Genomic DNA, 16,034 nt, shown 5'->3' with positions numbered 1-16,034 from the left:
TGTATATTAATTTTAGCGCAATAGAATACACGCTTTGATGTTTTGGTTAAAGCCCAATGCCATTGTGTTCGATCACGCCCTACGCTAGAACCAAAATCTCAGTTCAACTTTCATATGTAGCATTTTTGATTCGCGTTGCAGACTTCATTCGTGAACCTTTGAATCTCAACGCATTTATTCACCAAAGCTATAGCTCTCCCCATACTTTAATGCCAACTTACGGCCTCTACTGAACCTTGGGAGATTTGAACACGTGAGAAAGTCGGCTTACGCAAGAAAGCTATTTCTGATTAGTATGGAAGACGATGCTGCGCAGAAAGTCGCATCATTAGAAAAGTACATCGATATGAGCATTCCTATAATCTCAACCGATGCCCTAATGGAAGCGAAACCCGAACATCGAAATAAAATTCTACTCATTGACTTCAGTGAACATAAATCACTCGTTCAATCGATTAAAAACCTACCATTGGTTTGGAAGAACTTTGAGACGGTCGTGTTCAACGTTCCAAAACGCCTCACTACGGATGAACTGCTCGCCTTCGGTCAATTAAAAGGCTTGTTTTACAGCGAAGATTCTTTAGAACAAGTAGGCGAAGGACTGAAAGGCATTGTCAACGGGCAAAACTGGCTACCACGCAACGTAACCAGCCAACTGCTGCACTACTATCGAAATGTGATAAATACTCACACCGCGCCAGCAACCGTCGATCTCACCATTCGCGAACTGCAAGTGCTGCGTTGTCTGCAAGCTGGAGCATCGAATAGCCAGATGGCAGAAGAACTGTTTGTTAGCGAATTTACGATCAAGTCGCACCTGTATCAGATCTTTAAAAAGCTCTCAGTGAAAAACCGAGTTCAAGCCATCGCTTGGGCCGATCAAAACTTGATGTCTTAACCTTACATTCATGTATTAAGACGACTAATAGAACCAGAGATTACGAGCCCAGCGAGTCGAATAGTGAACACAAGGAGAGGGTAAGTTTCCTGATTATTGTTAGACATAGCTCCTCAACAGCGGCACGGCCTGACTGATCATGCTTTTTTCCGCACTGCGTCTCACATTTTTTCCTACTTTATTCATGATTCATGCGCGACTCTCGTGTTAAAGTGTTGCGCAGATTCTTGATAATGACGAGAAAGGATATTCCCCCAATGATTAAAAAATGTCTGTTCCCTGCTGCAGGCTATGGCACGCGCTTTCTTCCGGCGACGAAATCAATGCCAAAAGAAATGATGCCAGTAGTGAACAAACCGTTGATTGAATACGGCGTTGAAGAGGCAATTCAAGCTGGTATGAACGGTATGTGTATTGTGACAGGCCGTGGCAAACACTCAATCATGGATCACTTTGATAAGAACTACGAGCTTGAGCACCAAATTAGCGGTACCAACAAAGAAGAGTTACTTGTCGATATTCGTGAGATCATTGAATCAGCGAACTTTACCTACATTCGCCAACGTGAAATGAAAGGTCTAGGTCACGCGATTCTAACGGGTCGTGAACTGGTTGGTGATGAACCTTTCGCTGTAGTACTTGCCGATGACTTGTGTGTGAACGAGGAAGAAGGCGTTCTTGCTCAAATGGTTGCGCTGTTTAAGCAATTCCGCTGTTCTATCGTGGCAGTGCAAGAAGTACCTGCTGATGAGACGCACAAATACGGCGTGATTTCTGGTGAAATGATCAAAGATGACATCTACCGCGTAGATGACATGGTAGAAAAACCAGAACCAGGCACAGCGCCAAGCAATCTTGCGATCATTGGTCGTTACATCCTTACCCCTGATATTTTTGAACTGATCGAAAACACAGAGCCAGGTAAAGGTGGTGAAATCCAAATTACGGATGCGCTGCTGAAACAAGCAAAAGCTGGTTGTGTTCTCGCATATAAATTCAAAGGTAAGCGCTTTGATTGCGGTAGCGTAGAAGGCTACATTGAAGCAACAAACTACTGTTTCGAAAACTTGTACCTAAAAGATGAAAAGAAGTCTGAATTAGGTAAGCACGCAACAAAGAAAGAAGTGTAAACCTTTCATCAGCCTAGACTCTAAAGCCCGGTTTTATACCGGGCTTTTTGTTTACTGTTTTTTTGTCCAGTATTCCTTTGCACATTTCTCACACTATGTAATACTTGCCCAACTTGGTTATACATAGAGCAAAAATGATGGATAAAATAGAAGTTCGCGGTGCCCGAACCCATAACCTCAAAGACATCAATCTGACTATTCCTCGCGATAAACTGACAGTAATTACTGGGTTAAGCGGCTCCGGTAAGTCCTCTCTCGCATTCGATACCTTATATGCAGAAGGCCAACGACGTTATGTCGAATCACTGTCTGCTTATGCTCGTCAGTTTTTGTCTCTTATGGAAAAACCAGATGTCGACCATATCGAAGGTTTATCACCGGCGATTTCTATTGAACAAAAATCGACATCTCATAACCCTCGCTCAACCGTCGGTACCATCACCGAAGTTTACGACTACTTACGTCTGCTTTACGCTCGTGTTGGTGAACCACGCTGTCCTACTCACCACGCCCCATTAGCCGCACAAACTGTCAGCCAGATGGTGGATAAAGTATTGGAACTGCCAGAAGGCAGCAAAATGATGCTGCTTGCTCCAATCGTAAAAGAGCGCAAAGGTGAGCATGTAAAAACACTAGAAAACCTTGCCGCACAAGGTTTTATTCGAGCGCGTATTGACGGCGAAACTTGCGATCTTTCAGATCCTCCAACACTGGAGCTACACAAAAAACACACCATTGAAGTCGTGGTCGACCGATTCAAAGTTCGCCCAGATCTGCAACAACGTTTAGCAGAGTCATTTGAGACGACGCTAGAGCTTTCTGGTGGTATTGCGGTGGTTGCTCCGATGGATGGCGATGGGGAAGAAATCATCTTTTCCGCGAACTTCGCTTGTCCGCAATGTGGCTACAGCATGCAAGAGCTGGAACCGAGATTGTTCTCATTTAACAACCCAGCAGGCGCGTGTGGAACTTGTGATGGCTTAGGTGTACAACAGTATTTTGATCCAAGCCGAGTGATTCAAGATGACTCACTCAGTTTGGCACAAGGTGCCATTCGTGGCTGGGATCAAAAGAATTACTATTACTTCCAAATGCTGACTTCATTGGCGGATCATTATGGATTTGATTTGCATGCTCCGTTCAACTCTCTGCCAAAGAAAACGCAAGACGTTATTCTCAAAGGCTCAGGCCGCACCGAGATCGAGTTTAAATACATCAATGATCGCGGCGACATTCGCGTAAAGCGCCACCCATTCGAAGGGATTTTAAATACGCTTGAACGTCGTTACCGCGACACCGAGTCCAACTCAGTTCGAGAAGAGTTGGCCAAATACATCTCGACAAAATCATGCTCAAGCTGTGGCGGTACTCGTCTACGCCTTGAAGCACGTAATGTATTTATTGCCGATACTACCTTACCTGAGATCGTTGAGCTCAGTATTGCAGATGCCCTTACCTTCTTCCAAACACTCAAGCTAGAAGGTCAACGTGCGCAAATCGCAGAAAAGGTCATGAAGGAGATCAATGATCGTCTACAGTTCCTTGTAAATGTGGGCTTGAACTACCTTAATTTATCCCGGAGTGCAGAGACACTATCCGGTGGCGAAGCACAACGCATTCGCTTAGCGAGCCAAATTGGTGCAGGTCTTGTTGGTGTCATGTACGTCTTAGATGAACCGTCAATTGGCCTCCACCAGCGTGATAACGAACGACTCCTAAAAACACTGACTCATTTGCGCGATTTAGGTAATACCGTACTCGTGGTAGAACACGATGAAGATGCCATTCGCTGTGCCGATCACGTGATTGATATTGGCCCGGGAGCGGGGGTACACGGCGGTAATGTGGTTGCCGAAGGAACGATGGATGAGATCATCGCCAACCCGAACTCTCTCACAGGTCAGTATCTAAGTGGCGCAAAAGAGATAGTAGTCCCTAAAGAGCGTACCCCTCGCGATCCCAAGAAAACCGTCGAGCTACTAGGCGCAACAGGTAACAACCTGAAGAACGTCGACTTGTCTATTCCTGTCGGATTGTTTAGCTGTATTACTGGCGTGTCTGGCTCCGGTAAATCAACCTTGATCAACGATACGTTCTTCAAAATTGCACACACCCAACTCAATGGCGCTACTACTGCACACCCATCGCCTTATAAGTCGATTAAAGGTCTAGAACATTTCGATAAGGTTATCGACATCGATCAAAGCCCAATTGGCCGAACACCACGCTCGAACCCTGCGACGTACACGGGAATCTTTACCCCTATTCGCGAGCTGTTTGCAGGTACGCAGGAATCACGTTCACGTGGTTACAAACCTGGCCGCTTTAGTTTTAATGTTCGCGGTGGTCGCTGTGAAGCTTGTCAGGGGGATGGTGTTATCAAAGTCGAGATGCACTTCTTACCAGACGTGTACGTGCCATGTGATGTGTGTAAAGGGAAGCGCTATAACCGCGAAACACTGGAAGTACGCTACAAAGGCAAAACCATCGATGAAGTACTGGAAATGACCGTCGAGGATGCTCGCACCTTCTTCGATCCTGTTCCTGCGATTGCCCGCAAGCTGCAAACTCTAATGGACGTTGGTCTGTCTTACATTCGTTTAGGTCAAGCGGCAACCACATTATCAGGCGGCGAAGCGCAGCGAGTAAAATTGGCAAGAGAGCTATCCAAGCGTGATACGGGTAAAACCTTGTACATTCTGGATGAGCCAACAACTGGTCTGCACTTCCATGATATTCAGCAGCTATTGACCGTACTTCATCGCCTGCGCGATCACGGGAATACCGTTGTGGTTATCGAGCATAACTTGGACGTCATCAAAACAGCAGACTGGATCATCGACTTAGGACCAGAAGGCGGACAAGGCGGCGGAGAGATCATTGCCCAGGGAACACCAGAAGATGTGTCTCAGATCGAAGGTTCGCACACAGCTCGATTCCTTAAGCCTATGTTGAAATAGAAAAAACGGGTAAAGTACAAAGACCAGCCAACGCTGGTCTTTTTTCATTCAAAACAACGCAATATATATGGCTACTATACATGTAAGTGGAACCAAACTTTCTCCTGAAAAAGTACAAGTTCCTCTCAATCGCAAGTTTCTCATCGCCTTGGCCGTTCTGTTTTTACTGGCCATGCACTTTTTTATGCCCAATCCAGGTGGATCAGGGTTAGCCTTATCCTTCAACGCAACAACGTGGATTGCATTTAGCTTTGCGTTAGGTATCGGTTGCTATCAGCTCGCGAGTAACCGCATTTTACGCTATTCAAAGCTAACCATAGGGTTACTGATCAGCGCGATCATCATGACGTTGCCAGTATTCTACCCCAATGCGGACAGCACTCTGGCAGCGAACAAACTTATCGGCCTGTGGAGTGGTTTCCTGTTTTTTGTTGTCTTACAGCAATTTCATTTCAGTAATAAGCATCGCCAACGGTTACTTTGGTTCATCGTACTGGCTGTCGTGATTGAAGCTCTATTTGGTCTGACACAATATCTTTTTCTAAAACCAGGGAATCCTTTCGGCTACGACACGATTGCTAACCGTCCGTACGGGATCTTTCAGCAACCGAATGTGATGGCTAGCTTTCTCGCTACTGGATTAGTCATTGCCAGTTACCTTCTAGCTCGTCAACCCTATAAGTACTCACGTAAGCTAAGCGACGTTTACCTTTTATATGCCGTACCTGTTGTTACCTTGCCGTTGATTGTCGCGTTAGCTTCGCGCACAGGATGGCTAGCGACCATCATCGGTTTGTTGTTAGTGATTCCGTATATGTATCGCTTTGCAACCAAAGGCCGCTTTATTCGCTGGATCGCAGCTTTGGTTACGGGCTTGGTGCTCTCGTTCGTTGTAATGAGCATTGCATTCCCGGATGGAAGTGGACTGGCGACAGAGAAAGTGAATATGGAATCGCCTCGAGCGTACACTTTCCCTCAAACCTTGGATATGGTGATCGAGAAACCGTTCACTGGCTACGGTTACGGTAAGTTTGAATCTGAGTACATGCTGTACACCGCGCGCCAGCATGCGCTGAATGAGAACTATCCTGCAGGCTTGCCATCGATGGATCATCCACACAATGAAATGTTGTACTGGGGCGTAGAAGGTGGGCTTCTGCCTGTATTAGGCATAATCCTCGCAATGGGATTGGTTTTACATCGGATTTATCAAGCCAAACGTGGCACACGCCTAGCGTTGCTTGCGTTATTCATTCCTATCGTACTTCACTCTCAGTTGGAATATCCGTTTTATCACTCTCTCGTGCACTGGCTGATTTTCATCATTTTGCTGTATTGGGTCGACCAGCGTGTCTCGCGCTATCGCCAAGTTGGGTTTGGCAAAGTGACCAAAAGTCTACTGCGCGTTTTTAGCTTGGTGATTCCGGCCGTGTTTACCTTCTATATGGTGAGCGCACTACACACGAACTACATTCTGACGAAGTTCGAAACTACGCGACCAACTAACCCTGATATTTTGAATCAGGTAAGTAACCCGGTCGTATGGAAAGACAGATTTGACTGGGACGTTTACAGTACCTTTTTGAATGTTGGTCTGTACAAGCAAGATCCAAGTTTGATTCAACCTTATATTGATTGGTCATTGCAGATCATTAAAGATAAGCCACGCCCTGCGTTCTACAATAACTTGATCTTGGCTTATCAAGGACTGGATGACAGCAGTAAAGCAGAACAAATTCGTGCAGAGGCTCAATTCCTATTTCCGAACATCGACTTTAGCCAAGTAAATTATCAACCACCCTCACAAGCCCAATCGACAACGCCTAGAGTGTCTGATGCGAAATAGACAAACAAAAAAGCGAAGGACTTCCTTCGCTTTTTTGCTTTCAGCCCAATGATTTTAGGCCCTGTTGGTTATGAGTAATAGAGTTCCAAGCTCTTGAGACGCTCTAATGCGCAACTCTTACTCAGTTAAAGACTCTTCCAGAGCCTTCAAGCACAGTGCGACGTTTTCCGCACGAGCACCGTATCCCATCAACCCAATACGCCATGCTTTGCCAGCTAACGCACCTAGCCCTGCACCAATTTCAAGGTTGTAAGTTTCAAGTAGATGCGCGCGAACTTTCGCTTCATCGATCCCTTCCGGCACATAAATCGCGTTCAATTGAGGTAAACGGTAAGCTTCTTCCACTACAAATTCAAAACCCAGTTTCTGAAGACCATCTTTCAACTTCTCATGCATCAATTGATGGCGAGCCCACGCGTTCTCAAGCCCCTCGTTCTGTAACACAAGCAGCGCTTCATGCAATGCATATAGGCTATTCACTGGAGCTGTGTGATGGTAGCTACGCTTACCTTCCCCACTCCAGTACCCCAACACTAAGCTTTGATCGAGGAACCAACTTTGAACTGGCGTAGTGCGCGATTGAATTTTTTCGATAGCAGCCGGAGACAGCGTCACCGGAGACAAGCCAGGTACACACGACAAACACTTTTGACTGCCTGAGTACACAGCATCAAGCTGCCATTCATCGACTTTTAACGGTACGCCGCCTAACGATGTAACGGCGTCCACAATCGACAGCACATTATATTGCTTGGCTAACTTACCTAGAGTTTGCGCATCACTGACAGCACCGGTTGATGTCTCAGCATGCACAAAAGCCAGAATTTTTGTATCAGGATGTTGCTGTAGTGCTTGTTCAACTTTATCTACTGAAACAGGCGCACCCCATTCATCATCGACTAGCACCACTTCGCCACCAGCACGAATAACGTTTTCACGCATGCGCTCGCCAAAGACACCGTTTCGACAAACGATGACTTTGTCACCTTTCTCGATCAAGTTAACGAAACAAGTCTCCATCCCAGCACTGCCTGGAGCAGAAACCGCAATAGTGAACTCATTTTCGGTTTGAAAAGCGTATTTCAACAGCTGTTTAAGCTCATCCATCATCGCGATAAACAGAGGGTCTAGATGACCAACCGTTGGACGGCTAAGGGCTTGCAATACCTGCGGATAAACATCGGAAGGACCAGGGCCCATTAAAATTCGGTGAGGGGGAATAAAGCTTTGGATCGGCATGTCAGCTCCTTGATTGCAGTCATTTAGCCTGAAAGAAGTCATTTTTAGAATTATTTGCCATCAAAACATCGTCATTCTTCATGCTTTGCAAGAAAACTCACTTGAATTATTTAACAAGTCGTTCACCAGAAAACAGGAGCAATTTTTATTTCGATTAGCAATACATTCAGGCATCAAAGGTTTCACACTAATGTATTTTGTTGCACACGGCAATTAGCCCTAAGTATAGAGGTCAAACCACTGTCACAATTTCGTTAATAAAAACCATCATTCTGGTTGAAATATTGATTGACATTGTGACGTCAAAACCGTTCAATGTTTGAGCTTTATGTAGAAGAGGAGCACTGCCCAGGCAGATGATTTGTGGAACCGCAATTCCAATACCAATCATTCAGGGGGAGTAGTGCCGAGGTAAGTCAAAATTGCAGGGTTTGGCTTGTCGGTTGACTTGGGTTGAGTCCCATCAACTGTCATCAGCACCGTCTGATGAAGAGCTTCTGAGGGTACATTTTCAAATGACAATCTAACTACCTCTCTTTTTGCTCTGTTCCTTTCCTCACAAAACATTGGATGTGTATATTTTTTAGGAAGTCGTGGGAGAAACGCAGTGAGCGCATTTAACGTAGCTAAATTCGGTGGGACCAGTGTTGCCAATTTTGAGGCAATGAGTCGTTGTGCCACCATCATCGAAAACAATCCAAATACTCGCCTTGTTGTTAGCAGCGCTTGCTCTGGGGTAACCAACATCTTGGTAGAACTGGCCAATGGCGTTCAAGATCAGGAACACCGTGCTGAGTTACTAAAAAACCTAGCTGAGATCCATGATTCCATTTTGGCTCAATTGGAAGATGCGACAGAAGCCTCTTCAGAGGTGTACGGAATTTTAGATACCGTGACCAGCCTTGCAGAAGCCGCCTCAATTCAAGCAAACACCAAACTGACCGACCACCTTGTGGCATGTGGTGAGTTAATGTCGACGCACATTTTGGCGCAGCTCATGCGAGAGCGTGGTATCAATGCAGTACGATTTGATATTCGTGAAGTACTAAGAACCGACGACAACTTTGGTCGCGCAGAACCGAATGTCGAAGCCATTGCTCAACTAGCCCAAGAGAAGCTTATCCCTTTATGTCTTGATTCTGTCGTCATCACACAGGGCTTCATTGGCTCTGACGAAGAAGGCAATACAACAACGTTAGGCCGTGGTGGTAGCGACTACAGTGCAGCCTTGATTGCTGAAGGTGTGAAAGCATCTGGACTTGAAATTTGGACAGATGTTCCTGGTATTTACACGACCGATCCTCGCATCGCACCAAAAGCGTCACCAATCCCCGAGATCAGTTTTAGTGAAGCCTCTGAAATGGCTAACTTTGGTGCGAAAATATTACACCCATCAACACTGGTCCCTGCTCTGCGCCATGATATCCCGGTTTTTGTTGGCTCATCCAAAGAACCAGAAAAAGGCGGCACGTGGATTCGTCATCAAGTCGAAAGCTCACCACTGTTCCGAGCTCTCGCTCTGCGTTGTAATCAAACGATGGTCACTCTACGTAGTGCGAACATGTTCCATGCGTACGGCTTCTTAGCAAAAGTATTTGAGATTTTAGCCAAGCACAAAATTTCGGTAGACCTTATCACCACTTCAGAAATCAGTGTGTCACTCACACTGGATCAAACTGATACCTCAGGAGGCGCACCACAACTTCCTCAAGCAGCACGTGAAGAGTTGGAAGAGTTGTGTAAGGTCGAAGTAGAACATGACCTTTGTTTGGTAGCCTTGATTGGTAACAAGATGAGTGAACGTAAAGGCTATGCGAAGCAAGTGTTTGGTACGCTAGAAGATTTGAACTTACGCATGATCTGTTATGGAGCAAGCCCTCATAACCTGTGCTTCCTTGTGAATGAGTCGGTGGCGAAGCAAGCCATTCAGAAGCTGCATACAGAGCTCTTCGAACAATAATATTGGTTTGTTCCTCAAGTGACCACTACCGTGGTTCAAAAAGCATAACGTGGTTTTTGAGGGAACAACGACAAATTAAAGGGCTGCACATTGGCAGCCCTTTTTATTGCTTGTTCACTTGATTTAGCCGTTAATGTTTGGCCCCAACCATTTTTCAGCTTCGATCCTATCCCAACCTTTACGATCTGCATAACTCTCTAACTGATCGTCTTGGATCTGAGCGATCGCAAAATAGCGAGAGTCTGGATGTGAGAAATACCAACCGGACACTGATGCCCCCGGATACATTGCATAGCTCGTTGTTAGTGACATACCGATGTTCTCTTCAACATTCAGTAACTCCCAAAGCGGGCCTTTCTCTGTATGCTCAGGACAAGCTGGGTAACCCGGTGCAGGACGAATCCCTTGGTACTTTTCACGGATGAGCTCATCATTCGATAGATTTTCATCTGCTGCATAGCCCCAAATTTCTTTCCTGACACGCTCATGCAAGTATTCAGCAAAAGCTTCGGCTAAACGATCCGCCACCGCTTGAATCATGATTGCGTTGTAGTCATCGCCTTGCGCTTTGTACTCATCGGCCAACTCACGCTCACCGATACCGCCAGTTACTGCAAACGCACCAACCCAATCCTGTTTGCCAGATTCTTTTGGCGCGATGTAATCCGACAAGCAGTAGTTAAAGCCTTTAGGCTTTTCTGTTTGCTGACGAAGATTGCGCAATACTTTAGCAACCTCGGTACGCGACTCATCGGTGTACACTTCAATATCATCACCCACGCTTGCCGCTGGGAATAGACCACATATCCCGCGAGCCTTAAGCAATCCTTCACGTTCAACTCGATCAAGCAACTCATTGGCATCATGGAACAGACGCTGAGCCTCCTCACCCACCTCTTCATGTTTGAAGATTGTCGGGTATTTTCCTACCAGCGACCACGTCATGAAAAACGGCGTCCAGTCGATATACTTGCGTAAGGTTGCGACATCAAAATCATCGAAAATATGGAGGCCTGGTTTTGCAGGAACTGGTGGCGTGTATGCATCCCAATCTATCGCGACTTTGTTTGCACGCGCTTGTTCTAAAGTGACAGGCTTAGTACGCGGCTTCTTACGATTGTGTTGGTCACGAACACGCTCATAATCCGCATCCAGTTTTTCTATAAAGGCAGGTCGACGTTCATCGGAGAGTAATGACGAACAAACCCCTACTGCGCGCGACGCATTGTTTACGTAAACCACCGGATTTTTGTAGTTCTGCTCAATCTTAACGGCGGTGTGCGCTTTGGATGTGGTAGCCCCGCCAATCAGAAGCGGAAGATCAAAATTGAGACGTTCCATCTCTTTAGCAACATGAACCATTTCATCTAGAGATGGGGTAATCAACCCTGACAAACCGATAATATCAACGTTCTCTTCTAGCGCGACTTTTAAGATCTTTTCGCACGGTACCATCACGCCAAGATCGATGATCTCGTAGTTATTACACTGCAGTACAACGCCCACAATGTTTTTGCCGATGTCGTGCACGTCACCCTTCACCGTCGCCAACAAAATTTTTCCGTTACTGCTACCGGATTGTTTTTCCGCGTTAATAAAAGGCTCTAAATGTGCGACAGCTTGCTTCATTACACGTGCAGATTTCACTACTTGAGGTAAGAACATCTTACCCTCACCAAATAGGTCACCCACCACGTTCATGCCATCCATCAAAGGGCCTTCAATCACTTCAAGTGGTTTTGCCGCATTCACACGTGCTTCTTCAGTGTCTGCGACAATGAACTCTGTGATCCCTTTAACTAACGCATGCTCTAAACGTTTTGCGACAGGCCAAGTTCGCCACTCAAGCGCAGAGGCATCTTCTTCTTTGCCAACGCCTTTATCTGCGTACTCAGCCGCGATATCCAACAATCTTTCTGTAGCGTCATCTCGACGGTTAAGCACAACGTCTTCTACCGCTTCTCGTAGTTTTTCCGGAACGTTGTCATAAATTTCAAGCTGCCCCGCGTTCACGATCCCCATATCCATACCATTTTTAAAACAGTGATAGAGGAATACAGCATGGATAGCTTCACGAACGTAGTTATTGCCACGGAAAGAGAAAGAAACATTCGACACGCCTCCGGAAATCATCGCGTGTGGCAAATCGCGCTTGATGTCCGCTACAGCTTCAATGAAATCAACAGCATAGTTGTTGTGCTCATCAATACCCGTTGCGACGGCAAAAATGTTCGGGTCAAAAATAATGTCTTCTGGCGGGAAGCCAACTTCGTCTACCAAAATACGATAAGCATTTGTACAGATTTCTAGCTTGCGCGCGCGCGTTTCTGCCTGACCAACCTCATCGAATGCCATGACGATCACAGCTGCGCCATAACGACGGATCAGTTTAGCTTGCTCAACAAATTTCTCTTTGCCTTCCTTCAAAGAGATAGAGTTCACAATACCTTTACCTTGAATGCATTTCAGACCCGCTTCAATCACTTCCCATTTGGAAGAGTCGACCATGATTGGCACTTTGGAGATTTCTGGTTCTGAGGCACATAGGTTTAGAAAACGCACCATACAAGCCTGTGCGTCTAACATCCCCTCATCCATGTTGATGTCGATGATTTGGGCACCATTTTCAACTTGCTGACGCGCGACTTCTAATGCTTCGTCATACTGTTCTTCTTTGATCAAACGTTTAAAGCGAGCAGAACCTGTGACGTTAGTTCGCTCACCGACATTGATGAATAAAGTCTCTTTCTCAATCGTTAATGGCTCTAATCCGGAGAGACGACAAGCAACAGGCAAATCTGGCAAAGCGCGAGGTGTAACACCTTCAACGGCCTGCGCCATTTGGCGAATATGCTCCGGCGTTGTACCACAACAGCCACCAATCAGATTTAAAAAGCCGCTGCTAGCCCACTCTTTTACATGCTCTGCCATATCTTCTGGAGAAAGGTCATATTCTCCAAAAGCATTCGGCAAACCTGCGTTAGGGTGTGCGGAAACAAATGATTCAGAAATACGAGAAAGCTCTTCCACGTATGGGCGCAGTTCATCTGGCCCCAATGCACAGTTAAGACCGAAAGATAACGGCCTTACATGACGTAAAGAGTTGTAAAATGCTTCCGTGGTTTGCCCTGATAACGTGCGCCCCGAAGCGTCGGTAATCGTACCGGAAATCATGACAGGCAGTGCAACACCAAGCTCTTCAAATACAGAATCGACAGCAAAGGCACATGCCTTAGCATTCAATGTATCGAAAATAGTTTCGATCAAAATAAGATCAGCGCCACCTCTGATTAACGCTCGAGTTGACTCGGAATACGCTTCAACCAGCTCATCGAAAGAAACATTGCGGTAGCCGGGATCATTCACATCAGGGGAGATAGAGCACGTTCGGTTGGTTGGACCAAGTACACCTGCAACGTAACGAGGTTTGTCAGGCGTTTTCGCCGTCCACTCATCGGCAACTTCACGAGCCAGTTTTGCCGCGGCGAAGTTAATCTCTTCACTCAGGCTTTCCATCTCATAGTCAGCCATCGCAATGGTGGTCGCGTTAAAGGTATTGGTTTCTAGAATATCAGCGCCGGCTTCAAGGTAAGCGCTATGGATTTCCTTAATTAGTTGAGGCTGGCTTAGCACCAACAAGTCGTTGTTGCCTTTTAGATCACAGTGCCAATTGGCAAAGCGCTCTCCTCGGTAATCTTGCTCTTCAAGTTTGTACCCTTGGATCATGGTGCCCATACCACCATCAATCAATAAGATACGTTGCTTCAATTGAGCTTCAATCTGTTGTCTTACTTTGCTTCCCACAGTACAGCCTCATTCCTTTAGTTATGATTCCATCCTATCACACAAACTTCAGGAGTCTAGACGTCTAAATGGAGATTTAATGATTATTTTATCTCCTTCTTAACTTGCAAAATAAACCCGAAAAAATGTTTGCTATTTAGACAGCATCAGCCGAGAATTCCATTCATAAAATGTTACAAATAGAGAGCTCTATGTCGGTCTATCATACTTTATGTTTTCTATCCGCAGCTGCAATGCTAATTGCTTTTGTAAACAGCAAGATAGGAAAGATGCAAACCACCATCGCCATTACAGCTGGTTCAATGGTTCTTTCTCTACTTATTTTGATCGCAGGTCAAAACAACTGGTTTCACCTTACGGAGATTGCAACCGAGACGGTAACAAGGATCAACTTTGAAGATTTTTTGTTGAAAGGCATCCTTGGATTTTTGCTTTTTGCTGGCGGCTTGGGCATCAAGCTACCCAACTTAAAAGATCAAAAGTGGGAAATTACGGTATTGGCTCTTGGAGCAACCCTGTTCTCAACCTTCTTCATCGGCTTCGTTCTTTATGGCCTTTGTATGTTGATCGGCATACAGTTTGATTTGGTTTACTGCTTGCTATTTGGCGCATTAATCTCGCCTACCGACCCGATTGCCGTTCTAGCTATCGTTAAAAAGTTAGATGCACCTAAACGTATCTCGACACAGATCGAAGGGGAGTCACTATTCAATGATGGCTTCGGCTTGGTTATTTTCGTCACGCTTTTCACCATTGCATTTGGCTCAGAAGCACCAACAGTCGGTAGCGTCACTCTACTCTTCATCCAAGAAGCGATTGGCGGGATCGTCTATGGCTTTCTATTGGGCTTAGTATTCCACTACCTAATCAGTGCTACTGACGATCACTCAATGGAACTACTACTTACCATCGGTGTTCCTACAGCAGGTTACGCATTTGCTGAGTACATTCATGTTTCAGGCCCACTTGCAATGGTAGTGTCGGGAATTATGATCGGTAACTGGACTCGCTTTATTGGCTTCTCTAAAGAGAGTGAAGACCACCTAGACCACTTCTGGGAGTTAGTAGATGAGTTCCTAAACGGCGTGCTATTCCTATTAATTGGTATGTCGATGCTGCTATTTAAGTTCCATGAAGAAGACTGGATCATGATGGCAATTGCAGTCCCTCTGGTGCTAGCCTCTCGCTATCTCAGCGTCTTTGTCTCATACATAGGCTTTAAACGTTACAGAAAATACAACCCATGGTCAGTAAAGATTCTGACTTGGGGTGGTCTACGTGGCGGCCTAGCGCTAGCAATGGCACTTTCGATTCCATCAGGGATTTGGGTGGTTCAAGACAAGCTGATCGATGTAAAAGAGATCATCCTTGTAATGACCTATTCGGTTGTGGTGTTCTCTATCCTGATTCAAGGTTCAACCATTACACCAATGATTGAAAAGGCGAAAGCTGAAGAAAAAAAGATGGAAGATGAAAAGCTAGCTCAAAGCTCTTTAGCAGAACAAAGGGAGCAAACAGAAGCCTAATTCCACTCTCCCATATTTAAAAAGCAGCCTTAGGGCTGCTTTTTAAATACTCAAAAATTCAAAGACTTCACCAGCAATATTATCTAGAACCCTCCCCGTTCTACTCTCCTCAGAGCGAAGCCCAAGCCTAATAACAATCTAAGTAAAAATATGATCTAATTGAGACCATTCAACAATAGAACGTATTCGCTATGGATAGCCTCAATAATATCGACTTTAAAAAGCTCGCAAGTCAGCAAAAATCCATTCAGATGAAAATGAAACTGCTAGCCCTTGCTCATTTCAAATGACGGGACTCACGCACACAAATCGTCAAGTTTCTCAAGGTAAGCCGAACTAGTATCAATAAGTGGGTTCAAACCTTTTTTGAAGAAGGGCCGGAAGGACTGTAAGAAAAGCCAAGCACAGGAGGATTTGAAAAAATCAAAATCGAAACAATCCTTAAGATCCCAGAACATATAGCTTTAGAGTGTGTTGATGTCTGGTTTCAGGACAAAGCCAGATTTGGGCAACAAAACACGACAACACGACAACACGCTTATGGACTGAAAAAGCAACTCACCCAAGAGCCGTGAAGCAATAACAATTTGAGTATGCTTATCTGTTCGGTTCAGTCTGTCCCAGAAAAGGAATTGGTGAGGCTATCGTTGTCCCTTGGGTTCATAAAGACA

General features: G+C 45.5%; 8 protein-coding genes and 1 riboswitch. Of the genes, 6 read left to right on the top strand and 2 right to left on the bottom strand.

Annotated elements, in window-relative coordinates; genetic code table 11:
• Positions 1–253: 253 nt before the first annotated feature.
• The 4 genes from OU793_RS12485 (at position 254) to OU793_RS12470 (ending at position 6,834) form a co-directional block, all read left to right on the top strand.
• Positions 254–898 (top strand): LuxR C-terminal-related transcriptional regulator, encoded by a 645-nt coding sequence (locus OU793_RS12485; protein ID WP_140103016.1) that lies wholly within the window; start codon positions 254–256, stop codon positions 896–898.
• 257 nt (positions 899–1,155) lie between these two features.
• On the top strand, positions 1,156–2,028 hold the full coding sequence (gene galU / locus OU793_RS12480) for a UTP--glucose-1-phosphate uridylyltransferase GalU (RefSeq protein ID WP_005466627.1): 873 nt from the start codon (positions 1,156–1,158) through the stop codon (positions 2,026–2,028).
• 137 nt (positions 2,029–2,165) lie between these two features.
• Positions 2,166–4,988, top strand: a complete 2,823-nt coding sequence (gene uvrA / locus OU793_RS12475) for an excinuclease ABC subunit UvrA (protein WP_025522377.1) — start codon at positions 2,166–2,168, stop codon at positions 4,986–4,988.
• 67 nt (positions 4,989–5,055) lie between these two features.
• Complete coding sequence (locus OU793_RS12470; RefSeq protein ID WP_140103017.1) at positions 5,056–6,834, top strand: PglL family O-oligosaccharyltransferase; 1,779 nt, start codon at positions 5,056–5,058, stop codon at positions 6,832–6,834.
• Positions 6,835–6,951: 117 nt separating this feature from the next.
• Here OU793_RS12470 and OU793_RS12465 read toward each other — a convergent pair whose 3' ends face one another.
• A complete protein-coding gene (locus OU793_RS12465; protein WP_017449452.1) occupies positions 6,952–8,073 on the bottom strand; it encodes an alanine--glyoxylate aminotransferase family protein in 1,122 nt (373 codons plus the stop codon).
• Positions 8,074–8,399: 326 nt separating this feature from the next.
• Positions 8,400–8,578: riboswitch (Lysine riboswitch) on the top strand.
• Between the two features lie 102 nt (positions 8,579–8,680).
• Here OU793_RS12465 and lysC point away from each other — a divergent pair.
• The gene (lysC, locus tag OU793_RS12460; protein WP_005480997.1) at positions 8,681–10,033 is read left to right on the top strand and encodes a lysine-sensitive aspartokinase 3; all 1,353 of its coding nucleotides are present in this window, start codon (positions 8,681–8,683) and stop codon (positions 10,031–10,033) included.
• A gap of 123 nt (positions 10,034–10,156) precedes the next feature.
• Here the strand turns inward: lysC and metH are convergent, their stop codons facing one another.
• A complete protein-coding gene (gene metH, locus OU793_RS12455) occupies positions 10,157–13,837 on the bottom strand; it encodes a methionine synthase (RefSeq protein WP_020835326.1) in 3,681 nt (1,226 codons plus the stop codon).
• A gap of 191 nt (positions 13,838–14,028) precedes the next feature.
• Here metH and OU793_RS12450 point away from each other — a divergent pair, with 191 nt between their 5' ends.
• Entirely contained in the window at positions 14,029–15,363 is a 1,335-nt protein-coding gene (locus tag OU793_RS12450) for a sodium:proton antiporter (protein WP_159404025.1), read from the top strand.
• The last annotated feature ends 671 nt before the right edge of the window (positions 15,364–16,034 follow it).

This window comes from Vibrio sp. VP6 (assembly GCF_028823755.1).
GTDB classification, from domain to species: domain Bacteria; phylum Pseudomonadota; class Gammaproteobacteria; order Enterobacterales; family Vibrionaceae; genus Vibrio; species Vibrio parahaemolyticus.
The sequence above is the reverse complement of the archived record's forward strand: the minus strand, read 5'-3'. Positions and strand labels throughout refer to the sequence as shown.